The organism is Cupriavidus sp. AU9028, from assembly GCF_019795295.1.
Taxonomy (GTDB): Bacteria; Pseudomonadota; Gammaproteobacteria; order Burkholderiales; family Burkholderiaceae; genus Cupriavidus.
This window is the reverse complement of sequence record NZ_JAIMCG010000003.1, coordinates 189,285-213,214: the sequence shown is the minus strand read 5'-3', so window position 1 is coordinate 213,214 and position 23,930 is coordinate 189,285. Positions and strand designations below refer to the sequence as shown.

Below are 23,930 nucleotides of genomic sequence, written 5' to 3'. Positions count from 1 at the left end.
ACACGCGCGGGGGCCGCCCGGCGGTGACGGCAAGAGCGCCAGCAGGGCACGGGGTGGGCAAAAAAAGGGGGACGGCATTGCCGTCCCCCTGTTGCTGCGTGGCAGCCGACTGCTTACTGCTGCTGGTTCATCGACACTTCATTGCCGCCGGTCTCGACCAGGATCATCGGGCCTTGCGGCAGCGGCGGCAGCGGCTTGCGCTCGCGGGGTGCGCGCGGGGCCGGGGCGATGCTGGCCGCGGCGTCCTGCGCGGCACGGTACTTGGCATCGTCCGTATGGACCCACTGCAGCCCGGCTGCCTCCAGCATCGGTTGCAGCGCCTCGGCCGACAGCGCGGCGGTCGCGCCCTGGGCCGCCGGTGCAGCGGTGGGAGCGGCCGCGGGTGCGGGTGCGGGTGCCGGTTCGGCGTCTGCCGTTTCCAGTTCGTCGCGCAGCGCGCCAGCGGTTACCGGAGCGGTGACGACCTGCGGCTCGGCCAGACCGGTCTCGCTGACCGAGCTCGACTGCTGGGCAGCGGGCTCGGCGGCCGGCGCGGTCACTGGAACCGACGCCGCGCCGGCGGGCTCGGCGTCGATACCGGCGGTCGCCGGGGCGTCGACGGCCGCTTCCGGCTGCGTCGTCGCGGCAGCCGGAGCCGCCGTTGCAGCCGGTGTAGCCTGCGCCTGCGGGGCGGCTTCGGCTTGCGTCAGGCCAGCGGTGGCTGCCTCGGCGGCCAGCGCCTGCCGTACCGGAGCCGGTGCGGCTTGCGCGGCGGTGTCCGCGGCAGTGTCCGCGGCGGCGACTGCAGGGCTTTCGAGAGCGCTGCCTTGCGCGCTCTCGGCCGAGCCCGCGGTTTCCATTGCCTCGGGGGCATCGGACTCATCGGCTGCACCGGCTTCGGCTGCCTCGCCTGCCGTCACGCCTTCTTCCCGTTCGCGGCGATAGCGGTTGCGGCCGCGGCGGTTGCGGCGGCGGCGTTCTTCGCCTTCACCGTTCTCGCCGGCTTCCGGCGCCGCGCCTTCGGCCAGCTCCAGGTTCGATGCATCGCCCGCCAGTGCGGCCGCGCTGGCCTTGGCAACCGGCGCAGCGGTTTCCGCAGCCGGCTCGGTCACGGCACCGTTCAACGCCGCCACGGCGTTGTCGGTGGCATCTTCGGCGAGGGTCGCATCGCGCGTCTCGGCGCGCTCACGCTGGCGCTCGCGCTGCCGTTCGCGGCGCTCCTGATTGCGCTCGCGGCGGGCTTCGGCGCGGGCCTCGGCGTCGGCCGGACGGGCCTCCGTCTGCAGCACCTGGGCTTCCTGCGGCTGGCGCGGCTGACGCTGCTGGCGTTCGCCACGGTCGGCGCGCTCGCCACGGTCGCCACGGTCGTTACGCTCGCCACGCTCCGCGCGTTCGGCACGCTCCGGACGGTCGGCCCGTTCCGCGCGCTCACCGCGCTCGGCACGCTGGCCGCGGCCCTGGCGTTCGCCGCGCTCGGCACGCTCGCCGCGCTGGCCACGTTCGCCACGTTCACCGCGCTGACCACGTTCGCCACGCTCGCGGCGGCCTTCGGTGCTGCGCTCTTCGGTCGCGGCCGGCTGGACCGGCGCGGCCGGCGCAGGAGCCGGACGGGCGCCGAACAGGCCCTTGAGCCAGCCGATGAAGCCACCGGCGCCGACCGGCTGGGTGGCGGGGGCGGGCTGTGCCGGTCGTGCGGGAGGCGCTTCGGCACGGGCCGGACGCTCCGGACGCGGCACCGACACCGGTGCCGGCTGCTCCGGCGTGATGCCCTTGACCGCCGCTTCCTGGCGCGGCTTGGCTTCTTCCTTGGTGCGGCTGCTGTAGCTGGTATCCGCCTCCAGTTCCTTGGCGGCGGCCTCGGCCATGCGGTAGCTGGCGGTGCTGTCCTCCAGGCGCGGATCGTCGTGGCGCAGGCGTTCCAGCTTGTAGTGCGGCGTTTCCAGATGCTTGTTCGGGATCAGCAGCACATTGACCTTGAAGCGCATCTCGATCAGGTTGATGTCCTGGCGCTTCTCGTTCAGCAGGAAGGCGGCGACCTCGACCGGCACCTGGCAGTGGATGGCGGCGGTGTTTTCCTTCATCGCCTCTTCCTGGATGATGCGCAGCACCTGCAGGGCGGACGATTCGGTGTCGCGGATGTGGCCCGTGCCGTTGCAGCGCGGGCAGGTGATGTGCGAGCCTTCGGACAGCGACGGGCGCAGGCGCTGGCGCGACAGCTCCATCAGGCCGAAGCGGCTGATCTTGCCCATCTGCACGCGCGCGCGGTCATGCCGCAGTGCGTCCTTCAGGCGGGTTTCGACGTCCTTCTGGGCCTTGCTGGACTCCATGTCGATGAAGTCGATCACGATCAGGCCGCCCAGGTCGCGCAGGCGCAGCTGGCGGGCGATCTCGTCGGCCGCCTCCAGGTTGGTGCGCAGCGCCGTTTCCTCGATGTCGGCGCCCTTGGTCGCGCGCGCCGAGTTGACGTCGACCGCGACCAGCGCCTCGGTGTGGTCGATCACGATGGCGCCGCCCGAGGGCAGCATCACCATGCGCGAATAGGCCGATTCGATCTGGTGTTCGATCTGGAAGCGCGAGAAGAGGGGCACGTCGTCCCGGTACTTCTTCACGCGATTCATGTTGTCGGGCATCACCACGCTCATGAAGGCGCGGGCCTGCTCGTAGATATCGTCGGTATCGATCAGGATCTCGCCGATATCCGGCTGGAAGTAATCGCGGATGGCGCGGATCACCAGGCTCGATTCCAGGTAGATCAGCAGCGGCGCCTTGTTGTCCTGCGCGGCGCCATCGATCGCCTTCCACAGTTGCAGCAGGTAGTTCAGGTCCCACTGCAGTTCCTCGGCCGAGCGGCCGATGCCCGCCGTGCGGGCGATGATGCTCATGCCATCGGGCACCGTCAGCTGGCCCATGGTCTCGCGCAGTTCCTGGCGGTCCTCGCCCTCGATGCGGCGCGATACGCCGCCGCCGCGCGGGTTGTTCGGCATCAGCACCAGGTAGCGGCCGGCCAGCGAGATGAAGGTGGTCAGCGCGGCGCCCTTGTTGCCGCGCTCTTCCTTCTCGACCTGGACGATCAGTTCCTGGCCTTCGTGCAGCGCATCCTGGATACGCGCGTTGCGAACGTCGGTGCCGTCCTTGAAGAAGGCGCGGGCGACTTCCTTGAACGGCAGGAAGCCGTGGCGTTCCTCGCCGTAGTTGACGAAGCACGCTTCGAGCGACGGCTCGATGCGCGTGATCACGCCCTTGTAGATATTGCCTTTGCGCTGTTCGCGCCCGGCGGTCTCGATGTCGATGTCGATCAGCTTCTGACCATCGACGATGGCGACGCGCAATTCCTCCTGCTGCGTCGCATTGAACAGCATGCGTTTCATCGCAAACCTCACTCCAATGCCGCGGCGGCACGCAAGGTGCCCGCGGCGTTTGATGGAGCACGCGCGGAAGCGAGAGGTGGCTGGAGAATTGCCAGAAGCGTCATCGGCAGGCTGTGCCGATCACTGGGCGCGGGTGAAAGAGAGAAGGTGCCGACGGCCTCCGGGGGTCCGGGTCTGGCTGTCCGCCGCGCGCGGTTCGCTACTCGCGGCCGGACAGGATCCGGTTGGGCGGGGTGCGGGAGGCGTTGGCGAGAACTGCCGTGACGCTGCTTGCCGCACCGAGCCCGCCACCAAGGGGGCCGGGACACGTCAAAGAGCAAGGTTGTCGGACACGGCGACACGCCGCCACGACCTGGCCGATTCGGAAAACGGGCGCGCCTGCGACTTCTTGGAGTTCTGCGAACGGGGCACCGGTACATCAGCCAGGTGGAAGGGCAGCCGACGGCCGGCACCGATATCCGGTGCGGCGGGACTATCTCTCACCAAAGCGAATGCCGTGACGGCATCCGCTATCAAATTCTGTTTTACCTCAACACTCTGCCTCCACGTCACCGGCCGGCGCCGAAGTCCCCTATGGGGGAATTCCTGCGCGCACCTGTGCCGTGCGTGCTGCTTTTACTGCCATTCACCGGTCCGGCGCTCGCGGGGTACGCAGAAAGCGGGGGACTGGCCGGGCTGGCGGCGGCCCGGAGTGTAAAATACGACAATTCGCTTACACCGCCTATGCGCTGCCGGTCATGACCAGGCAGCGCGGAAATTATATTTGAAAATGAATGAGTTACGCCATCGAATTGAAAAAGAGGCGCGATCCCCGGCGGACGGGCCCCAGGTGGCGTATGTAACCATCGGCGAGGAAGCCGACGGCCAGCGCATCGACAACTACCTGCTGCGGGTCGCCAAGGGCGTGCCCAAGAGCCATGTCTACCGCATCCTGCGGTCCGGCGAAGTGCGCGTGAACAAGGGCAGGGTGGATGCCACCTATCGCCTGCAGGCGGGCGACGTGGTCCGCATCCCGCCGATCCGGGTGGCGGCCAGCACGGCCTCGCAGGCCCATGTGCCCGCCGCCTCCTTCCCGGTACTGTTCGAGGACAGCCACCTGCTGGTGATCGACAAGCCGGCAGGCGTGGCAGTCCACGGCGGCTCCGGCGTCGCCTTCGGCGTCATCGAGCAGCTGCGCCAGGCGCGGCCCGAGGCGCGCTTCCTGGAGCTGGTCCACCGCCTGGACCGGGAAACCTCCGGCATCCTGTTGCTGGCAAAGAAGCGCTCGGCCCTGGTCGGGCTGCACGAGCAGATCCGCGGCAACGCGATGGACAAGCGCTACTTCGCCTGTGTGGCGGGGCACGTTGCAAATGCCCGCCAGCACGCCCGCTTCCCCCTGTTCAAGTACAGTACGCCGGATGGCGAGCGACGCGTGCGCGTGCAGGCGGACGGGCTGCCCTCGCACACGGTATTCAACCGGGTGGCCGCCTTCCCCGACTTCACGCTGCTGGAAGCCGAGCTGAAGACCGGCCGCACCCACCAGATCCGGGTGCATCTGGCGCATCTTGGCTTCCCCATTGTCGGCGACGACAAGTACGGCGACTTCGCCTTGAACAAGGCACTGGCGCGCAGCGGCGCGGTGCCTGGCATCAAGCGGATGTTCCTGCATGCGCACCGGCTCGGCTTCACCCACCCCGGCACCGGGGAGCCGCTCACCGTCAGTGCGCCGTTGCCGCCCGAATGTGAGGACTTCCTTCGGCAGCTGGGCAGCGCAGGCGCCCGATCCGGCGATTAGCCGTCCGCGGCGTGACCGGGCGGATCGCCCGGCCTGCGCGCCGGCTGTCTTCGACTTTTTTCCTTCACTCGACACCATGGCCAGGCAACGCTTCGACCTGATTGTCTTCGACTGGGATGGAACCCTGATGGATTCCACCCCCACCATCGCCAAGTGCATCCAGCTCGCCAGCAAGGATCTGGGCCTGCCGGTTCCGGACGACAGTGCCGCCAGCCATGTCATTGGCCTGGGCCTGCGCGAGGCGCTGGCCTATGCGGTGCCGAGCCTCGATCCGGCCGACTACCCGAAGCTGGCCGAGCGCTACCGCTACCATTTCCTGACCCGTGACGCCGAGCTGGTGCTGTTCGACGGCGTCGTCGAGATGCTCCGGTCGCTGCGTGCGCAGCACTATTTCCTCGGCGTGGCCACCGGCAAGACCCGCGTCGGCCTGCAGCGGGCGATGGCCGCGACGGGACTGACGGGCCTCTTCGATGCCACCCGCTGCGCGGACGAGACCTTTTCCAAGCCGCATCCGGCCATGTTGCAGGAACTGACGCGCGAGCTGGGCCAGGAGATGGAGCGCACCGTGATGATCGGCGATACCACCCATGACCTGCAGATGGCCGTCAATGCTGGCGCGGCGGGTATCGGCGTCTGCTACGGCGCCCATCCTGTCGATTCCCTGCAGGCGATGGCGCCGCTGCATTGCGCATCGTCGATTGCCGACCTCCGCGACTGGCTGCATACCCATGGCTGAACCGGCGGAGCACAACCCGGTGGGGCCGGCGCCGATGCGCCTCTGTGCCGCCGAGGCACTGACCGATGGCGGTGCCGGCGTCCGCTTCGACGTCATGGTGCGCGGGCGCAACGTCGGCGCCTTTGTCGTTCGTTACGATGGGGCGGTGCATGGCTACCTGAATCAGTGTGCGCACGTGCCGATGGAGCTGGACTGGCAGGAAGGCCAGTTCTTCGAATCCTCGGGCCTATACTTGATGTGCGCGACACATGGCGCAATTTATGCTCCCGACAGCGGGCTCTGCGTGGGCGGGCCCTGCCGGGGCGCATCGCTTGTCAAGCTGCGCGTCGAGGAGCGGGATGGCGCGGTGTACTGGATACCGGAAGCGCCGTACGAAGCGCCTGCCGCAGCGCCGGACTCCACGCCGCAGCGGTCTGGCTGAAGCGCAAGAGGGGCCTGCGGGCCCCGACTTTACGATGGAAGCAACTGGATGACGGAACTGAACAAGGGGCCGGGTGGCGACGATCGCCCAGGGCCGGATGACGATCGAGGCCGGGAAGACCGGCTCGAGACGGCGGCCAGCGCCGACTATCCGCTGGAGGCGGAGATGCGCGATGCCGAGGCCGCGCGCAAGCGGGAATCGCGCGAGCGCGAGGCCGTGCTCAAGGGCCGCTCGGCCGGTCCGGTCAAGACCGGCGCCGGCTGGGAGCGCGACGTGCTCGAGCGGGTGCTGATGGCAACCGTCAAGGAGCAACGCGCCGCACGCCGCTGGCGCATCTTCTTCCGGCTCGGCACGCTGCTCCTGCTGGTGCTGGTGTTCTTCACGCTGTTCGACGTCAAGCCGGAAGGGGCCATCACCGCGAAGCGGCATACCGCGATGGTCACGCTGGAGGGCGAGATCGCCGCCGGCACGCCGGCTGGCGCGGAGAGTATCAACGCATCGCTGCAGGCGGCCTTCCAGGACGCGAATGCCGCGGGGGTGATCCTGAAGATCAACTCCCCCGGCGGCTCGCCAGTGCAGGCGGGCTTGATCAACGACGAGATCCAGCGCCTGCGCGCCGTGTACCCCTCCAAGCCGCTCTATGTCGTGATCGAGGAGATCTGCGCCTCGGGCGGTTACTACGTGGCGGCGGCAGCGGACAAGATCTACGTCGACAAGGCCAGCATCGTCGGTTCCATTGGCGTGCTGATGGATGGCTTCGGCTTCACCGGGCTGATGGAGAAGCTCGGCGTCGAGCGCAGGCTCTACACCGCTGGCGAGAACAAGGGCATGCTCGATCCGTTCTCGCCCGAGTCGCCGCGCCAGAAGGCGTTCGCCGAGGAAATGCTGCGGGAGATCCACCAGCAGTTCATCGACGTGGTCAAGGCGGGCCGCGGCGAGCGGCTCAAGGACGATCCGCAAATCTTCTCGGGCCTGTTCTGGTCCGGGCAGCGCAGCGTCGAGCTGGGATTGGCCGACGAGCTGGGCAGTGCCGACTATGTGGCCCGCGAGGTCATCAAGGCCGAGGACATCGTCGACTACACCGTCAAGGAGAACATCGCCGAGCGCGTGGTCAAGCGCTTCGGCGCGGCGGTGGGCGACGCGGCGGTCCGTACGCTGATGTGGAGCGGCAGCCGCCCCGCCTTGCAGTAAGGCACTGAGGCGAGGCGCTATCCGGCCAGCAGCGAGAAGATCGCCGGCCGCTTGTGCAGGGCCAGCCGGCCTGGCTGCCAGGCCGCGACCGTCTGCGTGACGATCGCCTCCTCGGGCAAGGTCAGGTCGACCGCGATCGACAGCAGCGTGTCGCCCGCGCAACTGGCCTTGATCGCCGCCAGCAGCGCCTCGTTGCGATAGGGCGTCTCGATCCATACCTGGGTCTGGCGATGGCGGCGCGAGTACTGTTCCGCCTCGCGCAGCCGACGCGTGCGCTCGGCCGCATCGACGGGCAGGTAGCCGTGGAAGGCGAAGCTCTGCCCGTTCAATCCCGATCCCATCACCGCCAACAGGATCGAACTGGGGCCGACCAGCGGCCGTACCCGGACCCCACGTGCGTGCGCAAGCCGGACCAGGTCCGCGCCGGGATCGGCCACGGCGGGAACGCCCGCTTCGGACAGCAGCCCGGCATCGCGACCGGCCAGCAGCGGGTCCAGCAGGGCCGCCAGCTCCTCCTTGCGCGTGTTGATGTTCAGTTCGCGGATCTCGATCTGCTGGATCGGGCGCGCCAGCGGCGCGTTTTCGCCCAGCTTCTTCAGATAGGCACGCGCGGTCTTGGCGTTCTCGGCGACGAAATAGTCAAGACCGGCGGCCAGTTGCTGCACCGGCAGCGGTATCACCGCGGCAAGCGGATCGAAGGCGTCGCGCTTGCCCAGCGTGTTGGGGATCAGGTAGAGCGTGCCGGTCATTGGATGCCACCGGTAAGGAGTGGATACCCCGCCTGCTGCAGCATGCCGGTCAGGGCGATCAGCGGCAGGCCGACCAGCGCGGTTGGATCGTCGGATTCGATGCGCGAGAGCAGGGCGATGCCCAGGCCTTCCGATTTGGCGCTGCCGGCCACGTCGTACGGGCGCTCCAGTTGCAGGTAGGCCTCGAGCGCGGCGTCGTCCAGCTCGCGGAAGGTGGCGCGGGTCTGCACATTGTCCAGAAATACCTGGCTTGTGCGGCTGTCCAGCAGGCACAGCGCGGAATGGAAGGTGACCGTGCGGCCACGCATCGTACGCAATTGCGCCAGCGCGCGTGCATGATCGCCGGGCTTGCCGATCTGGGCGCCGTCCAGCGTCGCAACCTGATCCGAGCCGATTACCAGGGCGCCGGGGTGTCGGGCAGCGACCGCCTCGGCCTTGCGCTGGGCCAGGCGCAGCGCCGTTTGCTCCGGCGCTTCCGCTGGCAGCGGCGTCTCGTCGATAGCCGGGACCTCGACCGAGAACGGCACGCGCAAGCGTTGCAGCAGTTCTCGGCGATAGGGGGAGCTGGAAGCCAGAATCAGTGGTGGCCGGGCGGCGCCCGGGGAACCAGTGGCGGTCTGCATAAGTCTTTGAACGGAAAGGGTTTGACCGGCGCGGATTGCAACGCCCGGCAGCGTGTTTCTTTGACTGCCGCGCCAGGTTCGTCGTATAATCGCGTGTTTTGCCGGGTTGAGAAATGACTGGGGCCGGCCCCGGTGCTGTGCAGGCCTCTTTCAGAGGGGCTGCGCGGGCCGAAGATTGCTGCCCCGGCACGACACTGCAAGGCGCCGCCGCCAGCCGCGATGGGCGAGCCTGTCGAGGCAGGCCATCGATGGCAGCTGTCGATGCGTTCGGCGAGAACCAGCCAGCGATATGAATCAGCCGTTTGATTTTCGTGCCTTCGATCTGTTCGACTTCTGCCGCTCCGGCGGCAGCACAGGCGGCGAGATCGCGACGCACGATTTGCCGCGCATCATAGCCGAGACGGCGGACGATGCGCCACCCCTGGCGGGCAGCGAACCCTTTGCCTGGCGAATGACCGGCTCGGTCCGCGAGGAAGCCTCGGAGCCCGGCATGGCCGCGCGCCGCCGCCTGTTCCTGGAACTGACGGTGGACGGGCGCATGTGGCTCGACTGCCAGCGGTGTCTGCAGGTGTACGCGCAACCGGTGTCGACCTCGACCCGTTTCGAGATTGCCGCCAGTGAAGCCGAGGCCGAAGCCGCGCCGCTGGACGACGACGAGGTTGATGTGATCGCCGGCTCGCGGCGCTTCGATCTGTTGCCGCTGATCGAGGACGAAATCCTGCTGGCGCTGCCAGTCGCGCCCAAGCACGAGATCTGTCCGACCGTCCATGACAGCCTGGTGACCGGCGCGGACGGCGAGGTCGAGAGCGTGCCGGACGATGCCGATGCCGGCGAGGAAAAGCGCCCGTCGCCCTTCGCGGCGCTGGCGAAATTGAAGACACGTCATTGAACGCCACCCGGGAAACCGGGGGCGGGCAGTGCGGGCAGTACCCGGGAGACGGGGTGTCCCTGGTCCTTGTGGACCGGCGGCCCGTCACCCACCGAACCGCCGCAAGGCGGGTTCATTGGTCGTACCAGTATCCGTACAAGCAGAAGCATCCGGCCGGGCCCGGCTACGCCTCGTGCAGGATGCGTGTGTTAATATCCGCAAATTCTCCAAGGAGTCATCATGGCAGTCCAACAGAACAAGAAGTCGCCGTCCAAGCGCGGCATGCATCGTTCGCACGACCATCTGTCGGTCGCCCCCCTGGCCGTCGAGCCGACCACGGGCGAGACCCATCTGCGTCACCACGTCAGCCCGAACGGCTACTACCGTGGTCGCAAGGTCATCAAGACCAAGAACGACTGAGCCAAACGCCTGGCGTGACCTTGCGTCCCGCTCGCGCTTGTTGGTAGAAGACATGCAAAAAAGCGGCAAGCTCGTTGCCGCTTTTTTGTTGCGCGCCCGTATCATGCAGGCGCGCCTGCTGTCCGCCCCGGTAGCCGGTGCCCTGCTGGCCCAGCACGCCGCGGCGCGGTTGCGAGCCCGTCTCTGCTACCGGATGTCATCGACAGTCACCGATACCCGGTATCATCGCGCCCGTTACGAGGCGGTCCCGAGCGGCTGCCGGCAGCGGTACACCGCAAGCGCCTTGCGTATCAGGAAACAATGACGATCAAAATTGCCATCGACTGCATGGGCGGCGATCACGGTGTCAGCGTGACGGTGCCGGCAGCGATCAGCTTTCTGAAGAGCCACGACGACGCCGAGATGGTGCTGGTGGGCCTGCCCGAGGCCATCGAGCCGCAACTGCGCAAGTGCCATGCCCTGGACCATCCCCGCGTGACGGTCGTCGCGGCCACCGAGGTGGTCACGATGGACGATCCGGTCGAGGTGGCGCTGCGCAAGAAGAAGGATTCCTCGATGCGCGTGGCTGTCACGCAGGTCAAGGAAGGCAATGCGCACGCCTGCATCTCGGCCGGCAACACCGGCGCGCTGATGGCGGTGTCGCGCTATGTGCTCAAGACGCTGGAAGGCATCGAGCGTCCGGCGATTGCCACCACGATCCCGAACCAGCAGGGCTGGGGCACCACGGTGCTGGATCTGGGCGCCAACGCCGATTGCGAGCCCGAGCACCTGTTGCAGTTCGCGCGGATGGCCGAGGCGATGGTGGCGGTGGTGGACCACAAGGACCATCCCACCGTCGGCCTGCTGAACATCGGCGAGGAAGTCATCAAGGGCAACGAGGTGGTCAAGCGCGCCGGCGAGCTGCTGCGCGCCTCGGAGTTGAACTTCTACGGCAACGTCGAGGGCAACGACATCTTCAAGGGCACCACCGACATCGTGGTCTGCGACGGCTTCGTCGGCAACGTGGCGCTCAAGAGCACAGAGGGCCTGGCCAAGATGATCGGCAACATGATCAAGGAAGAGTTCACCCGCTCCTGGTTCACCAGGCTGCTCGCCGGCATTGCCATGCCGGTGCTCAAGCGGCTGGCGGGCCGCCTGGATCCGGCCCGCTACAACGGTGCGTCGCTGCTGGGCCTGAAGGGGCTGGTGATCAAGAGCCACGGGTCGGCCGACGCGCACTCTTTTGAGTGGGCGATCAAACGCGGGTATGATGCCGCGAGGAATGGCGTGATCGCCCGCATCTCCCAGGCGTTCGCCAGCAAGGCGGGCGCGGCGGCAGGCGGACCCGCCAGCCAGGAGACAGCCGCTCCGGGCCCCGGCCAGGACGCGCACGCCGCATGAACATGGCGCCCGGCGAGACAGCGGCGGGGCCACGGCGGAGCCGGGCTTCCGCCTTCCGCGCGAGGCCGGCCTTCGTGCCCAGCGCCCGCCCGGCACCACGATCCGACATCAAATGACAAGCTACGCAAAAATCATCGGCACGGGGAGCTGTTTGCCCCCGCGGCGCGTCACCAATCATGAACTGGCCGCCCAGCTTGCCGAGAAGGGCATCGAAACCAGCGACGAGTGGATCTTTTCCCGCAGCGGCATTTCCGCCCGGCACTGGGCCGAGCCGGATGTCACCAGCAGCGACCTCGCCGTCAAGGCGGCGGAGCGGGCGCTGGAGGCAGCCGGTATCGACCGGCAGTCGATCGACCTGATCGTGGTCGCCACCTCGACGCCGGACTACGTGTTCCCGAGCACCGCCTGCCTGGTGCAGCAGAAGCTGGGGATCACCAACCATTGCGCGGCGTTCGACCTGCAGGCGGTCTGCTCCGGCTTCGCCTATGCGCTGGCGACCGCGGACAAGTTCATTCGCAGCGGCTCGCATCGCAATGTGCTGGTGATCGGCGCCGAAGTGTTCTCCCGCATTCTCGATTTCAATGACCGCACCACCTGCGTGCTGTTCGGCGACGGCGCGGGCGCAGTGGTGCTGACCGCCTCCGAGGAGCCGGGCATCCTGTCCTCGGCCATGCATGCCGACGGCAGCCATGTCGATATCCTGTGCGTGCCGGGCAACGTCGCGGCCGGCAACATCACCGGCAATCCCTTCCTGCGCATGGACGGCCAGGCGGTGTTCAAGCTCGCCGTCAGCGTGCTCGACAAGGTCGCCCGGGAGACGCTGGAAGCGGCCGATTTTTCGGCCGACCAGGTGGACTGGCTGATCCCGCACCAGGCGAACATCCGCATCATGCAGGGCACCGCGAAGAAGCTCGGCCTGCCGCTGGAGCGCATGGTCGCGACGGTGCACGAGCATGGCAATACCTCGGCGGCCTCGATCCCGCTGGCGCTCGACGTGGCGGTGCGCGACGGACGCATCCAGCCTGGCCATCATGTGCTGATGGAAGGCGTGGGCGGCGGCTTCACCTGGGGCGCCGTGCTGCTGCGCATGTGAGGCGGGTGCGATGGACCCGCCGTGCGCCGGCCCTCGGCGTGGCGGGTGCAGATCCTATTTTCAAACCGATCGGATTCCGATGACATTCTCATTCGTATTCCCCGGCCAGGGTTCGCAGTCGGTCGGGATGCTCAACGCCTTTGCCGAGCACCAGGTCGTTCGCGATACGCTGGAAGAAGCTTCCGCGGCGCTCGGACAGGACCTGGCGCGGCTGATCGCCGACGGCCCGGCCGAGGAGCTGAACCTGACCACCAACACCCAGCCGGTGATGCTGACCGCCGCGGTGGCGATCTATCGCGCCTGGCTGCAAGCCGGTGGTCCCGTGCCTGCCATGGTGGCCGGTCATAGCCTTGGCGAATACTCCGCGCTGGTTGCGGCCGGCGTGATCCGCTTCGCCGACGCGGTGCCGCTGGTGCGCTTCCGGGCCCAGGCGATGCAGGAAGCGGTACCGGTGGGCGAGGGCGGCATGGCCGCGATCCTCGGCCTGTCCGACGACGACGTGCGCGCGGTCTGTGTGGAAGCGGCGGCCGCAGGCGTGGTCGAAGCAGTCAACTTCAATGCGCCGGCCCAGGTGGTGATCGCCGGGCAGAAGGCCGCGGTCGAGAAGGCCTGCGAGCTGGCGAAGGGTCGCGGCGCCAAGCGGGCGCTGCCGCTGCCGGTGTCGGCACCGTTCCACTCGTCGCTGCTCAAGCCCGCCTCGGACCGCTTGCGCGAGTACATGGCGTCGCTGACGTTCTCGGCACCGACGATTCCGCTGGTCAACAACGTCGACGTGGCGGTGGTCAGCGATCCGGAAGCGATCAAGGATGCGCTGGTGCGCCAGGCCGCCGCGCCCGTGCGCTGGGTCGAGTCCGTGCGCAAGATGGCTGCCGACGGTGTTACCCAGGTGATCGAATGCGGTCCCGGCAAGGTGCTGGCCGGTTTGACCAAGCGCATCGACGGCAACCTGACCGGCGCGGCCATCGTCGATCCCGCCTCGCTGCAGGATGCCCTGGCGCTGGTTGGCAAGGCTGCGGAATAACAAGGAGAAGCGATGAGCAAGACCCTGGAGAATCAGGTAGCCCTCGTGACCGGCGCATCGCGCGGCATTGGCCGCGCCATCGCGCTGGAACTGGCCCGGCAGGGCGCCTTCGTGATCGGCACCGCGACCAGCGAAAGCGGCGCCAAGGCGATCGGCGACTATCTGGGCAGCGAGCAGCTGCGCGGCACCGGCGCGGTGCTCAACGTCAATGACGCGGCCCGGTGCGAGGCGCTGATCGAGGAGGTCGTCAAGACCCACGGCGGCCTGCACATCCTGGTCAACAACGCCGGCATCACGCAGGACCAGCTGGCGATGCGGATGAAGGACGAGGACTGGACCGCGGTGATCGACACCAACCTGACGGCGGTCTTCCGCCTGTCGCGGGCCGTGCTCCGGCCGATGATGAAGGCCCGCGGCGGTCGCATTATCAACATCACCTCGGTGGTCGGCTCGACCGGCAACCCCGGCCAGATGAACTATGCCGCGGCCAAGGCCGGGGTCGAGGGCATGACCCGCGCGCTGGCGCGGGAGATCGGCAGCCGCAACGTCACGGTCAACTGCGTGGCGCCGGGCTTTATCGATACCGACATGACCAAGGTCCTGTCGGAAGAGCAGCATGCTTCGCTGAAGACGCAGATCCCGCTGGGCCGCCTCGGCCAGCCGGAGGATATCGCTCATGCGGTGGCGTTCCTGGCCGGTCCGACCGCGGCTTATGTGACCGGGACCACGCTGCATGTCAACGGCGGGATGTATATGAACTGATGTTGCGGCACTGCGCGCAACATCCACTTTTTTAGAAGAACCGGCGCATTTCTTGCAAATCAGGCAGGCCGGCAATATTGCGGGCCAAACCTGCTAAAATGCGCCCACTTTTTTGTCGAACTTCCCTGGAGGGCTACATGGACAATATCGAACAACGCGTCAAGAAGATCGTGGCAGAGCAACTCGGCGTCGCCGAAGCCGACATCAAGAACGAATCCTCGTTCGTGAACGATCTCGGCGCCGACTCGCTCGACACGGTCGAACTCGTGATGGCGTTGGAAGATGAATTCGGCATGGAAATTCCTGACGAGGAAGCCGAGAAGATCACGACCGTGCAACAGGCAATCGACTACGCAACCGCGCACGTCAAGGCCTGAGCCAGTCGTTCCTGAATTGCAGGCCACAGAAGGCGGGGCGCAGGGGTCGCGAGGTCCCGTCGTGTCGCTTTCTGTGGCTTTCGTTTGTCAGAGGAAGTCGTCTGGCGGCGCCCCCGGTTGGCGCGTAAAACGTACCGGGCCGTGGCGTGCCGCCATGCTGCTTCATTCTGCTTCACGAACCTGTAGGAAATCATAGTGAGCCGTCGTCGCGTCGTCGTCACTGGACTCGGCCTCGTGTCTCCGGTCGGAAACACGGTCGCCGAAGGCTGGGCCAATCTGGTAGCCGGCAAGTCCGGTATTGCTACCATCACCAAATTCGATCATGCCGCGCTGGCAGTCCATTTCGCCGGCGAGGTGAAGGGCTTCAACGTGGAGGAGTACCTCCCGGCGAAGGAAGCCCGCCATATGGATACCTTCATCCACTATGGCATCGCGGCCGGCACGCAAGCCATCCGTGACAGCGGCCTGGAAATCACCGAGGCCAACAGCGAGCGCGTCGGCGTGCTGGTCGGCTCGGGCATCGGCGGTCTGCCGATGATCGAGGATACCCACGCGGAACTGACCAATCGCGGTCCGCGCCGGATCTCGCCGTTCTTCGTGCCCGGTTCGATCATCAACATGATCTCCGGTCACCTGTCGATGATCCACAACCTGAAGGGGCCGAACCTGGCAGCGGTCACCGCCTGCACGACCGGCCTGCACAGCATCGGTCTGGCCGCCCGTCTGATCCAGGCGGGGGATGCCGACGTGATGCTGGCCGGTGGCGCGGAATCGACCGTGTCGCCGCTGGGCATCGGCGGCTTCGCGGCGGCGCGCGCGCTGTCGACCCGCAACGACGATCCGGCGACCGCCTCCCGTCCCTGGGATGTGGACCGCGACGGCTTCGTGCTGGGCGAAGGCGCCGGCGTGCTGGTGCTCGAAGAGTACGAGGCCGCGAAGGCGCGCGGTGCCCGCATCTATGCCGAGCTGGTTGGATTCGGCATGAGCGGCGACGCGTACCACATGACCGCCCCGGATACCGATGGCCCGCGCCGTTGCATGACGGCCGCGCTGAAGGACGCCGGCATCAACGCGGACGAGGTGCAGTACCTGAACGCGCACGGCACCTCGACCCCGCTGGGGGACAAGAACGAGACCGAGGCCATCAAGCTGGCTTTCGGCGAGCACGCCTACAAGATGGTGGTCAACTCGACCAAGTCGATGACCGGCCACCTGCTGGGCGGCGCCGGTGGTCTCGAATCGGTGTTTACCGTGCTGGCCGTGCACAACCAGGTGTCTCCGCCGACGATCAACATTTTCAACCAGGATCCCGAGTGCGACCTGGACTACGTGGCCAACACGGCACGGGAAATGAAGATCGACGTGGCCGTGAAGAACAACTTCGGCTTCGGCGGGACCAACGGCACGCTCGTGTTCCGCCGTGTCTGAAGGCGGCTCTCGCCGGTCCGACCCCGAACCCCGCTATTCGATCCGCTGCCTGCCACGCCCGTGGCTGGCGGCGATTGGTCTGTGCGAGCTGAGCGCCGTGGCGCTGCTGCTGCTCGCGGCGTGGGAGGGCAGGGTAGCCGGCGAGCCGTTGGCACTTCTGTGGGCCGGGTGCGGGCTGGCCGGGGTGTGCTGGCTGGTAGTCGAGGGCCGGCGCATCTGGAAGGAAGCCGATTGGCGCTATCTGGGCCTGGGGTCCCGGGCGCCGGGCAGCAAGTCCCGTTGCGCCATCCGGGTGGTTGACGGTGTGGTGGATGGGGCGCGCGTGCATGATGCCGCGGTGATCGCCGCATGGCGGCTTGCGCCCGCAACGACATTGCTGCGCATCTCGCCAACCCGCGAGGCATCGGCGGGCCACATGCCGGTGCGCCTCGTACTGGTGCGAGGCGACGACGCCGGACACCGGGCACTGGTGCGCGCATGGCGCGAGAGTGCGAGCCGCCGGTCAGTACGGCATTCTGACGCCGTGCGGGTCGCGCGGTAAACGACGTAGGTAAAATACAACGCCTGTTTTGATTGCGATACCTAGAGATACACTGCGGGTGAACTATTCGTGAGCGAACGCGAAGCCGACCAGCTCCTTGTTGAACGCGTCCAGCAGGGCGACAAGCGAGCCTTTGAACTGCTGGTGGCGAAGTACCACCGCAAGATCATCCGGTTGATCTCGCGTCTGGTCCGGGACCCCGCGGAAGTCGAGGATGTAGCGCAGGATGCCTTTATCAAGGCATATCGCGCCTTGCCGCAATTCCGCGGCGAATCGGCTTTCTACACGTGGTTGTACCGAATCGCTGTCAACACTGCCAAGAACTACCTGGCGACCCAGGGCCGCCGGCCTGAAGCGTCGAGCGATATCGATGCGGAGGAGGCTGAAACTTTTGCAGACGGCGAGCAACTAAGGGATATCAATACGCCGGAATCGATGCTTCACACGCGGCAGGTGGCAGACACCGTGAACCGTGCCATGGAAGCGTTGCCCGAGGAATTGCGGACCGCCATCACGCTGCGCGAGATCGAAGGCCTCAGCTATGAGGAGATCGCCGAGGCGATGGGGTGCCCGATCGGCACGGTACGGTCACGCATTTTCCGTGCCCGAGAGGCGATTGCGGAAAAGCTGCGACCTCTGCTGGGAACAGCGGAAGGCAAGCGGTGGTAGAAGAAGTCAGATACATGTCGTGCGGCCAGCGTTGCAGTCTCCACCTGCATCGAAAAGCGACAGATGTGACGGGATTGTTCGGTATTCGACAGTTTTTCTAGGGGTTGGAGATGGGTCAGGCTCACAGGCAGTCGGTTCATGCATCCGAGGCGGCAGAACAGATTTCCGCCTTGATCGATGGTGAATTGGCGCCGCACGAATTCGAAGCAGTCATCGAACTGGCAAAGGCTGGGCAGGGTCGGGCGGATTGGTCCGCTTACCAGTTGATCGGCGATACGCTGCGCTCGGAAGAGCTGGCGGAGGCCGGGTCGACGGACGCCTTCGTCTCTCGTTTTGCCGCGCGACTGGAACAGGAACCGCATCTGCTGGCGCCGGCCGCGCTGGCAAGCCCGCCACGCCGCCACCGGCTGCTGGTGCGGCCCTCGTGGGTGCGCCGGGTCATGCCGGGCACCGCGATTGCGGCCGCGGTAGCGGCGGTCAGCTGGGTCGTGGTGCCGCAGATGCGCGATGCGGACCCGGCGGCGGTCGGCGCAGCCGGGCAGGTCGTGGCCCAGGCGCCCGTTGCTGCCCAGGTGGCCCCGGCGCCGGCGGTCGTTGCCGTATCGGCCGATCCGGCCATGATTCGCGATCCTCGGCTCGATGAGTACCTGCGGGCTCACCGAGTGTCGGTACCGACCAGTGCGGCCGTGCCGGCGATGCGCAACGTGGCGAACAGCGCAAGCTTTTCGCAGGAAAATACGCAGGAATAATGCCTGACATGCAAAAAGGATGGGCACCCGCCTATGTAGCGGGTGCACAAGGAATAAGGGCCCTCAGGAGGTCCTTTTTTCTCGCCTTGTGCCTGACAGCGGCGGTGGCGACCGCGCAGACACCGGAACCGGCGCTGCAGCGGCGCGATGCGGCCGCATGGCTGAACAAGATTCACCGCGCCGCTCAGCGCGAGAACTACGTCGGTACCCTGATCTACCAGCGGGGCAGCGCCATGCATGCCTCGCGCATCCAGCATTTCACCGACTTGCGCCACAACGAGTACGAGCGGCTCGAGACACTGGATGGCAAGCCGCGCGAAGTGCTGCGGCAGAACGACATCGTCCATAGCCTCATTCCCGAGGCAAAGCTCGTGGTGGTCGAGCGCCAGGATGCCAAGGACCGTTTCCCGGCGCTGCTGGCCACCGACAAGAACGACGTGCTGGACCTGTACGACATGCGGCGGTTGCCGGCCGAGCGGGTTGCAGGGGTCGAATGCGAGGTGTTTGCGCTCGAGCCGCACGATGCCGCCCGCTATGCGGTGCGGCTGTGGGCCGAGCGCAATTCCGGACTGCTGATGCGCGCGCAGACCATCGGCGATGGCGGCAAGGTGCTGGAGCAGGTCGCGTTCTCGCAGATCGAGATCGGCGTGCCGTCGGAGAAGCAGAAGATCCTGGGCGCCATCCGCAACGCGGCGAACTGGCAGCATTATGAGATCACCTATCATCCGGCCAATCTGACGGACGAAGGCTGGGCGATCCCGGTGCCGGTCAAGGGATTCCAGAAGATCCGCGAGGTGCGGCGTCCGCTCGGCGAGATGCATGCGCACAAGGGTCGCGAGGGCGCCGCCGAGCGCGCAGCCAACGAGTCGGGCCAGGCCTTCGAAGTGCTGCAAGTCGTCTATAGCGATGGGCTGACGGGACTGTCGGTCTTTATCGAGCCGGTTTCCGAGCACCGCTCGCGCCGTGAAGGGGTGGCGTCGATGGGCGCCACCCAGGTGATGGTGCGGCGCGTCGCCGACCACTGGATCACCGTGGTCGGGGAGGTGCCGGCGCAGACCGTCCGGCAGTTCGCTTCCGCCGTCGAATACCGTCCCCGGCCGCGCTGACAGCCGGGACCGCGCCGGGGCAACATGGCATCCGGCGCGGGCAGCAGGCCGGGGGGGCGCCGCTCGCTTGCGTCGTGTGCCCACGATCCCCTGCCTGCTTTCCCTTCCCAATTTCGCTGAACTCCGGGAGTCGACCATGTCGTCAACGTATGCCACCGTGGTCCGAACCATGGCTATGGCCGCCGTGCTGGCGGTCGGACCGATCCTGAGCGCGCCGGTGCAGGCCCAGTCTGCCGCGGCGACCTACAACCTTCCCGATTTCACTGGTCTGGTCGAGCGTGCCAGCCCCGCCGTGGTCAATATCCGCACCACCGAGCGCGTGAGCAGCCGCGGCATGACGCCGGAAGACGAGGAAATGGCCGAGTTCTTCCGCCGCTTCTTTGGCATTCCGATGCCCGGCCAGCCGACGCCTCCGGGTCCGCAGCGCCGCGGTGCGCCGCCGCAGAGCGAGGAGCAGAGCCGCGGGGTCGGTTCCGGTTTCATCATCAGCGCGGATGGCTATGTGATGACCAACGCCCACGTGGTCAGCGATGCGGAAACCATCTACGTCCGGCTGACCGACGATCGCGAGTTCAAGGCGAAACTGATCGGCACCGACCGCCGCACCGATGTGGCGCTGCTGAAGATCGAGGCCAACAACCTGCCGCGCCTGCCGATGGGCGATTCGAACAAGATTCGCGTCGGCGAATGGGTGCTGGCGATCGGCTCGCCCTTCGGACTGGACAACAGCGTGACCGCCGGCATCGTCTCGGCCAAGGGACGGGAAACCGGCGACTACCTGCCGTTCATCCAGACCGACGTGGCGGTCAACCCCGGCAACTCGGGCGGCCCGCTGATCAACCTGCGCGGCGAAGTGATCGGCATCAACTCGCAGATCTACAGCCGCAGCGGCGGCTACATGGGCATCTCGTTCGCGATTCCGATCGACGAGGCGCTGCGCGTGGCGGAGCAGCTCAAGACCACCGGCAAGGTGACGCGCGGCCGCATCGCGGTGGCGATCGGCGAGGTGACCAAGGAAGTCGCCGACTCGCTGGGGCTGGGGCGGGCGCGCGGTGCGCTGGTGGGCAGCGTCGAGCCGGGCGGTCCGGCGGAGAAGGCCGGCGTGGAGGCGGGCGACATCATCCTGAAGTTCAACGGCCGCGATATCGAGCGCGCCACCGACCTGCCGCGCCTGGTGGGCGAGACCAAGCCGGGTACCCGGGCACCGATGCAGATCTGGCGTAAGGGCGCCACGCGCGAGGTCACCATTACCGTGGCCGAGCTCGAAGGCGACACCCGGCCGCGCGCCAGCGCGCCGACGCAGAGCGAGCAGCAGGGCGCGCCGGCGCGGCCCAATGCGCTGGGGCTGGTGGTCGGCGACCTGTCGGAGGCGCGGCTGCGCGACCTGAAGATCAAGTCGGGCGTGGAAGTGCAGGCCGCGGAGGGCGCTGCCGCGCGCGCCGGCATTCGCCCGGGCGACGTGATCCTGCGGCTCGGCGACACCGACGTGACCAGCGCCAGGCAGTTCAACGAACTGGTGCGCGGGCTGGACAAGAACCGCATCGCGGCGATTTTCGTGCGGCGCGGCGATGCGACCCAGGTGCTGACGATCCGGCCCAACGGCGCCGGCGCGCGGTAGGTCCGGCGCGCTCGCGCGGCGCGGAAGGCATGACCCGTGCCAGCCGCGCGCCCATTGGCGGGGAAGCGCGGAAAATCAAGTAAAATCGCGGTCTGGCGCCAGCACGGCGCCGCCAACCCTGTGGCCGGGCCCAGGCGCGCCCGGCCGGGCGCCCGTGGCTCCGCCACCCATGACATGCCGCGCCGCGGCCGGACGCCCCTGTTGCCGCCTTCTCGATGCGGGCAGCGGATGCGCCGCCACGGCGCTCCCCTGACCAACAGATGGACCATATCCGTAACTTTTCGATCATTGCCCACATCGACCACGGGAAATCGACGCTGGCCGACCGCATCATCCAGCTCTGCGGGGGTCTGTCGGACCGGGAGATGGAAGCCCAGGTCCTGGACTCGATGGATATCGAAAAGGAGCGCGGCATCACCATCAAGGCGCAGACCGCCGCGCTGAGCTACAAGGCGCGCGACGGCAAGGTCTACAACCTGAACCTGATCGATACGCCGGGACACGTGGACTTCAGCTATGAAGTCAGCCGGTCGCTGTCCGCGTGCGAAGGCGCGTTGCTGGTCGTCGACGCGTCGCAGGGCGTGGAAGCGCAGACGGTCGCCAACTGCTATACCGCGATCGAACTCGGCGTCGAAGTGGTGCCGGTGCTGAACAAGATCGACCTGCCGCAGGCCGATCCCGACAACGCGATCCAGGAGATCGAGGACGTCATCGGTATCGACGCGCACGACGCCACGCCGTGCTCGGCCAAGACCGGGATGGGCGTGCAGGACGTCATCGAGGCGCTGATTGCCAAGGTGCCGCCGCCCAAGGGCGATCCCGACGCGCCGCTGCAGGCGCTGATCATCGATTCGTGGTTCGACAACTACGTCGGCGTCGTGATGCTGGTGCGCGTGGTCAATGGCACGCTGCGGCCGAAGGACAAGGTGCTGCTGATGGCCAACGGTTCCCAGCATCTGGTCGAGCAGGTCGGCGTCTTCTCGCCGAAATCGATCCAGCGCGAGGCGCTGTCGGCTGGCCAGGTCGGCTTCGTCATCGCCGGCATCAAGGAACTGAAGGCCGCCAAGGTCGGCGACACCATCACCACCGTTGCCCGCAAGGCGACCGAGCCGTTGCCCGGCTTCAAGGAAGTCAAGCCGCAGGTGTTCGCCGGGCTGTATCCGGTCGAAGCCAACCAATACGAGGCGCTGCGCGAATCGCTGGAGAAGCTGCGGCTGAACGACGCCTCGCTGCAGTTCGAGCCGGAAGTCTCGCAGGCGCTTGGCTTCGGTTTCCGCTGCGGCTTCCTCGGTCTGCTGCACATGGAGATCGTGCAGGAGCGGCTGGAGCGGGAATTCGACATGGACCTGATCACCACGGCGCCGACCGTGGTCTACCAGGTGCAGATGCGCGACGGCACCATGGCACAGGTGGAGAACCCCGCCAAGATGCCGGACCCGAGCAAGATCGATGCGATCCTGGAGCCGATCGTCACGGTCAACCTGTACATGCCGCAAGACTATGTGGGCTCGGTGATCACGCTGTGCACGCAGAAGCGGGGCACGCAGGTCAACATGAGCTACCACGGCAAGCAGGTGCAGCTGACCTACGAGATCCCGATGGCGGAGATCGTGCTGGACTTCTTCGATCGTCTCAAGTCGGTGTCGCGCGGCTATGCGTCGATGGACTACGAGTTCAAGGAGTATCGCGTCTCCGACGTGGTGAAGGTCGACATCCTGATCAATGGCGACAAGGTCGACGCGCTCTCGATCATCGTGCACCGCTCCAACTCGCAATATCGCGGCCGCGAAGTCGCCGCGAAGATGCGCGAGATCATTCCGCGGCAGATGTACGACGTGGCGATCCAGGCGGCGATCGGCGCGAACATCATCGCGCGCGAGAACGTCAAGGCGCTGCGCAAGAACGTGCTGGCCAAGTGTTATGGCGGCGATATCTCGCGTAAGAAGAAGCTGCTGGAAAAGCAGAAGGCAGGCAAGAAGCGCATGAAGCAGGTGGGCACCGTGGAGATTCCGCAGGAGGCCTTCCTTGCGATCCTGCAGGTGGAAGAAAAGTAATCGCGTGTTCAACGCGCGTTGGGCACCACCGCCGCCGTCGCTGGGTAGCAGCCCGGCGCCGGGCGCCAACAAGACTTCGCCAACGAACGAGCCGTCATGAATTTTGCACTGATCCTTTTTGTGCTGGTTGTCATCACCGGCATTGCCTGGGTGGCAGACAAGCTGGTGTTCCAGAAACAACGGCGCCTTTCGGCGCAGGCCGCGCTGGCCGAATTCGACGCGCGCCGCGCGGCGATGCAGGGCGCGTCCGGCTCCGGCGATTTTGAAACGTCGCGTAGCCGGCTCGCCGAGGAGAAGCTGCGCCAGCCGTGGTGGCTGGAATATTCGGCCAGCTTCTTTCCGGTGATCCTGGCGGTATTCGTGCTGCGCTCGTTCGTGGTCGAGCCGTTCAAGATTCCGTCCGGGTCGATGATTCCGACCCTGCAGATCGGCGACTTCATCCTGGTCAACAAGTTCGAATACGGGCTTCGCCTGCCCATCGTCAACAAGAAGATCGTGGAGCTGGGCGAGCCGGAGCGGGGCGACGTGATGGTGTTCCGCTATCCGAAAGACCCGTCGCTGGACTACATCAAGCGCGTGGTGGGCCTGCCTGGCGACGTGGTGCGCTATGAAAACAAGCGCGTCACCGTCAACGGCGAGCCGGCGCGGTATGAAGCGCTGCCTGATTATCTGGATGAGGAGCGGCTGGCATATTCGCGCCATTTCACGGAAACGCTGCCGGGCGGCCGGAGCCACGGCATACTGAACGACGCGGATCGCCCGCCGTTTATCGCAGGTGCCGACAGCGATTTCCCATTCCGGGAAAACTGCACTTACAATCAGCAGGGTGTGACCTGCAAGGTGCCCGAGGGCCATTATTTTGTAATGGGCGATAATCGGGACAACAGCCTGGATTCCCGTTATTGGGGCTTTGTTCCCGATCAGAATATCGTCGGCAAGGCCTTCCTGATCTGGATGAATCTCGGCGATCTGGGCCGGATCGGTTCGTTCCGCTGACCGCATG

The 23,930-nt window shown here is 66.7% G+C and carries 23 protein-coding genes; 20 read left to right on the top strand and 3 right to left on the bottom strand.

Annotated features, from left to right (window positions below; translation table 11 throughout):
• Positions 1-113 precede the first annotated feature (113 nt).
• Positions 114-3,347, bottom strand: coding sequence for an Rne/Rng family ribonuclease (locus K6V06_RS05045; RefSeq protein ID WP_222240561.1), 3,234 nt, complete (start codon positions 3,345-3,347; stop codon positions 114-116).
• Positions 3,348-4,116: 769 nt separating this feature from the next.
• On the opposite strand from K6V06_RS05045, the gene K6V06_RS05040 reads away from it, so the two are divergent.
• From K6V06_RS05040 to K6V06_RS05025, 4 genes are all read left to right on the top strand, one after another.
• Positions 4,117-5,121, top strand: coding sequence for an RluA family pseudouridine synthase (locus K6V06_RS05040; RefSeq protein ID WP_222240559.1), 1,005 nt, complete (start codon positions 4,117-4,119; stop codon positions 5,119-5,121).
• A gap of 76 nt (positions 5,122-5,197) precedes the next feature.
• Positions 5,198-5,857 (top strand): HAD-IA family hydrolase, encoded by a 660-nt coding sequence (locus K6V06_RS05035; RefSeq protein WP_222240557.1) that lies wholly within the window; start codon positions 5,198-5,200, stop codon positions 5,855-5,857.
• The gene (locus tag K6V06_RS05030; protein ID WP_222240555.1) at positions 5,850-6,278 is read left to right on the top strand and encodes a Rieske 2Fe-2S domain-containing protein; all 429 of its coding nucleotides are present in this window, start codon (positions 5,850-5,852) and stop codon (positions 6,276-6,278) included. Before K6V06_RS05035 ends, K6V06_RS05030 begins: the two co-directional genes overlap by 8 nt.
• A gap of 48 nt (positions 6,279-6,326) precedes the next feature.
• On the top strand, positions 6,327-7,469 hold the full coding sequence (locus K6V06_RS05025) for a S49 family peptidase (RefSeq protein WP_222240554.1): 1,143 nt from the start codon (positions 6,327-6,329) through the stop codon (positions 7,467-7,469).
• A gap of 17 nt (positions 7,470-7,486) precedes the next feature.
• On the opposite strand, the gene K6V06_RS05020 is transcribed toward K6V06_RS05025, so the two are convergent.
• Together K6V06_RS05020 and K6V06_RS05015 are read right to left on the bottom strand one after the other, a co-directional pair.
• A complete protein-coding gene (locus tag K6V06_RS05020; RefSeq protein ID WP_222240552.1) occupies positions 7,487-8,218 on the bottom strand; it encodes an SAM-dependent methyltransferase in 732 nt (243 codons plus the stop codon).
• A complete protein-coding gene (locus tag K6V06_RS05015; RefSeq protein WP_222240550.1) occupies positions 8,215-8,841 on the bottom strand; it encodes a Maf-like protein in 627 nt (208 codons plus the stop codon). The genes K6V06_RS05020 and K6V06_RS05015 overlap by 4 nt, the downstream gene beginning before the upstream one ends.
• 289 nt (positions 8,842-9,130) lie before the next feature.
• Between K6V06_RS05015 and K6V06_RS05010 the strand changes: the two genes are divergently transcribed.
• The 16 genes from K6V06_RS05010 (at position 9,131) to lepB (ending at position 23,923) form a co-directional block, all read left to right on the top strand.
• Positions 9,131-9,730: a DUF177 domain-containing protein gene (locus tag K6V06_RS05010; protein WP_222240548.1), complete on the top strand. Its 600-nt coding sequence runs from the start codon at positions 9,131-9,133 to the stop codon at positions 9,728-9,730.
• Between the two features lie 219 nt (positions 9,731-9,949).
• The gene (gene rpmF, locus K6V06_RS05005; protein WP_008644820.1) at positions 9,950-10,129 is read left to right on the top strand and encodes a 50S ribosomal protein L32; all 180 of its coding nucleotides are present in this window, start codon (positions 9,950-9,952) and stop codon (positions 10,127-10,129) included.
• Between the two features lie 52 nt (positions 10,130-10,181).
• Positions 10,182-10,433 (top strand): hypothetical protein, encoded by a 252-nt coding sequence (locus K6V06_RS05000; RefSeq protein ID WP_222240546.1) that lies wholly within the window; start codon positions 10,182-10,184, stop codon positions 10,431-10,433.
• Positions 10,430-11,509 carry a phosphate acyltransferase PlsX gene (gene plsX / locus K6V06_RS04995; protein ID WP_222240544.1) on the top strand — a complete coding sequence of 360 codons (1,080 nt, stop codon included), beginning with the start codon at positions 10,430-10,432 and terminating at the stop codon, positions 11,507-11,509. The genes K6V06_RS05000 and plsX overlap by 4 nt, the downstream gene beginning before the upstream one ends.
• A gap of 112 nt (positions 11,510-11,621) precedes the next feature.
• Positions 11,622-12,602, top strand: a complete 981-nt coding sequence (locus tag K6V06_RS04990) for a beta-ketoacyl-ACP synthase III (protein ID WP_222240542.1) — start codon at positions 11,622-11,624, stop codon at positions 12,600-12,602.
• A 79-nt stretch (positions 12,603-12,681) separates the two neighbouring features.
• On the top strand, positions 12,682-13,623 hold the full coding sequence (fabD, locus tag K6V06_RS04985; protein ID WP_222240540.1) for an ACP S-malonyltransferase: 942 nt from the start codon (positions 12,682-12,684) through the stop codon (positions 13,621-13,623).
• Between the two features lie 12 nt (positions 13,624-13,635).
• Positions 13,636-14,385, top strand: a complete 750-nt coding sequence (gene fabG / locus K6V06_RS04980; RefSeq protein WP_222240538.1) for a 3-oxoacyl-ACP reductase FabG — start codon at positions 13,636-13,638, stop codon at positions 14,383-14,385.
• Positions 14,386-14,522: 137 nt separating this feature from the next.
• Positions 14,523-14,762, top strand: a complete 240-nt coding sequence (gene acpP / locus K6V06_RS04975) for an acyl carrier protein (RefSeq protein ID WP_008644813.1) — start codon at positions 14,523-14,525, stop codon at positions 14,760-14,762.
• Between the two features lie 195 nt (positions 14,763-14,957).
• Positions 14,958-16,190: a beta-ketoacyl-ACP synthase II gene (fabF, locus tag K6V06_RS04970; RefSeq protein WP_222240537.1), complete on the top strand. Its 1,233-nt coding sequence runs from the start codon at positions 14,958-14,960 to the stop codon at positions 16,188-16,190.
• A complete protein-coding gene (locus K6V06_RS04965; protein ID WP_222240535.1) occupies positions 16,183-16,731 on the top strand; it encodes a hypothetical protein in 549 nt (182 codons plus the stop codon). The genes fabF and K6V06_RS04965 overlap by 8 nt, the downstream gene beginning before the upstream one ends.
• A gap of 69 nt (positions 16,732-16,800) precedes the next feature.
• A complete protein-coding gene (gene rpoE / locus K6V06_RS04960) occupies positions 16,801-17,400 on the top strand; it encodes an RNA polymerase sigma factor RpoE (protein ID WP_006578764.1) in 600 nt (199 codons plus the stop codon).
• Positions 17,401-17,510: 110 nt separating this feature from the next.
• Complete coding sequence (locus tag K6V06_RS04955; RefSeq protein ID WP_222240807.1) at positions 17,511-18,149, top strand: sigma-E factor negative regulatory protein; 639 nt, start codon at positions 17,511-17,513, stop codon at positions 18,147-18,149.
• An 8-nt stretch (positions 18,150-18,157) separates the two neighbouring features.
• Positions 18,158-19,255 carry a MucB/RseB C-terminal domain-containing protein gene (locus tag K6V06_RS04950; protein ID WP_222240533.1) on the top strand — a complete coding sequence of 366 codons (1,098 nt, stop codon included), beginning with the start codon at positions 18,158-18,160 and terminating at the stop codon, positions 19,253-19,255.
• Positions 19,256-19,391: 136 nt separating this feature from the next.
• Complete coding sequence (locus tag K6V06_RS04945) at positions 19,392-20,873, top strand: DegQ family serine endoprotease (protein WP_255581605.1); 1,482 nt, start codon at positions 19,392-19,394, stop codon at positions 20,871-20,873.
• Positions 20,874-21,133: 260 nt separating this feature from the next.
• Positions 21,134-22,927: a translation elongation factor 4 gene (gene lepA, locus K6V06_RS04940; protein WP_222240530.1), complete on the top strand. Its 1,794-nt coding sequence runs from the start codon at positions 21,134-21,136 to the stop codon at positions 22,925-22,927.
• A 96-nt stretch (positions 22,928-23,023) separates the two neighbouring features.
• A complete protein-coding gene (gene lepB, locus K6V06_RS04935; RefSeq protein WP_222240528.1) occupies positions 23,024-23,923 on the top strand; it encodes a signal peptidase I in 900 nt (299 codons plus the stop codon).
• The last annotated feature ends 7 nt before the right edge of the window (positions 23,924-23,930 follow it).

What these genes read in the sequence shown, in the direction of transcription:
- K6V06_RS05045 (WP_222240561.1), bottom strand. Translation starts at nt 3,347, where the DNA reads ATGAAACGCATGCTGTTCAATGCGACGCAGCAGGAGGAATTGCGCGTC.
- K6V06_RS05040 (WP_222240559.1), top strand. Translation starts at nt 4,117, where the DNA reads ATGAATGAGTTACGCCATCGAATTGAAAAAGAGGCGCGATCCCCGGCG.
- K6V06_RS05035 (WP_222240557.1), top strand. Translation starts at nt 5,198, where the DNA reads ATGGCCAGGCAACGCTTCGACCTGATTGTCTTCGACTGGGATGGAACC.
- K6V06_RS05030 (WP_222240555.1), top strand. Translation starts at nt 5,850, where the DNA reads ATGGCTGAACCGGCGGAGCACAACCCGGTGGGGCCGGCGCCGATGCGC.
- K6V06_RS05025 (WP_222240554.1), top strand. Translation starts at nt 6,327, where the DNA reads ATGACGGAACTGAACAAGGGGCCGGGTGGCGACGATCGCCCAGGGCCG.
- K6V06_RS05020 (WP_222240552.1), bottom strand. Translation starts at nt 8,218, where the DNA reads ATGACCGGCACGCTCTACCTGATCCCCAACACGCTGGGCAAGCGCGAC.
- K6V06_RS05015 (WP_222240550.1), bottom strand. Translation starts at nt 8,841, where the DNA reads ATGCAGACCGCCACTGGTTCCCCGGGCGCCGCCCGGCCACCACTGATT.
- K6V06_RS05010 (WP_222240548.1), top strand. Translation starts at nt 9,131, where the DNA reads ATGAATCAGCCGTTTGATTTTCGTGCCTTCGATCTGTTCGACTTCTGC.
- rpmF (WP_008644820.1), top strand. Translation starts at nt 9,950, where the DNA reads ATGGCAGTCCAACAGAACAAGAAGTCGCCGTCCAAGCGCGGCATGCAT.
- K6V06_RS05000 (WP_222240546.1), top strand. Translation starts at nt 10,182, where the DNA reads ATGCAAAAAAGCGGCAAGCTCGTTGCCGCTTTTTTGTTGCGCGCCCGT.
- plsX (WP_222240544.1), top strand. Translation starts at nt 10,430, where the DNA reads ATGACGATCAAAATTGCCATCGACTGCATGGGCGGCGATCACGGTGTC.
- K6V06_RS04990 (WP_222240542.1), top strand. Translation starts at nt 11,622, where the DNA reads ATGACAAGCTACGCAAAAATCATCGGCACGGGGAGCTGTTTGCCCCCG.
- fabD (WP_222240540.1), top strand. Translation starts at nt 12,682, where the DNA reads ATGACATTCTCATTCGTATTCCCCGGCCAGGGTTCGCAGTCGGTCGGG.
- fabG (WP_222240538.1), top strand. Translation starts at nt 13,636, where the DNA reads ATGAGCAAGACCCTGGAGAATCAGGTAGCCCTCGTGACCGGCGCATCG.
- acpP (WP_008644813.1), top strand. Translation starts at nt 14,523, where the DNA reads ATGGACAATATCGAACAACGCGTCAAGAAGATCGTGGCAGAGCAACTC.
- K6V06_RS04955 (WP_222240807.1), top strand. Translation starts at nt 17,511, where the DNA reads ATGGGTCAGGCTCACAGGCAGTCGGTTCATGCATCCGAGGCGGCAGAA.
- K6V06_RS04950 (WP_222240533.1), top strand. Translation starts at nt 18,158, where the DNA reads ATGCAAAAAGGATGGGCACCCGCCTATGTAGCGGGTGCACAAGGAATA.
- K6V06_RS04945 (WP_255581605.1), top strand. Translation starts at nt 19,392, where the DNA reads ATGTCGTCAACGTATGCCACCGTGGTCCGAACCATGGCTATGGCCGCC.
- lepA (WP_222240530.1), top strand. Translation starts at nt 21,134, where the DNA reads ATGGACCATATCCGTAACTTTTCGATCATTGCCCACATCGACCACGGG.
- lepB (WP_222240528.1), top strand. Translation starts at nt 23,024, where the DNA reads ATGAATTTTGCACTGATCCTTTTTGTGCTGGTTGTCATCACCGGCATT.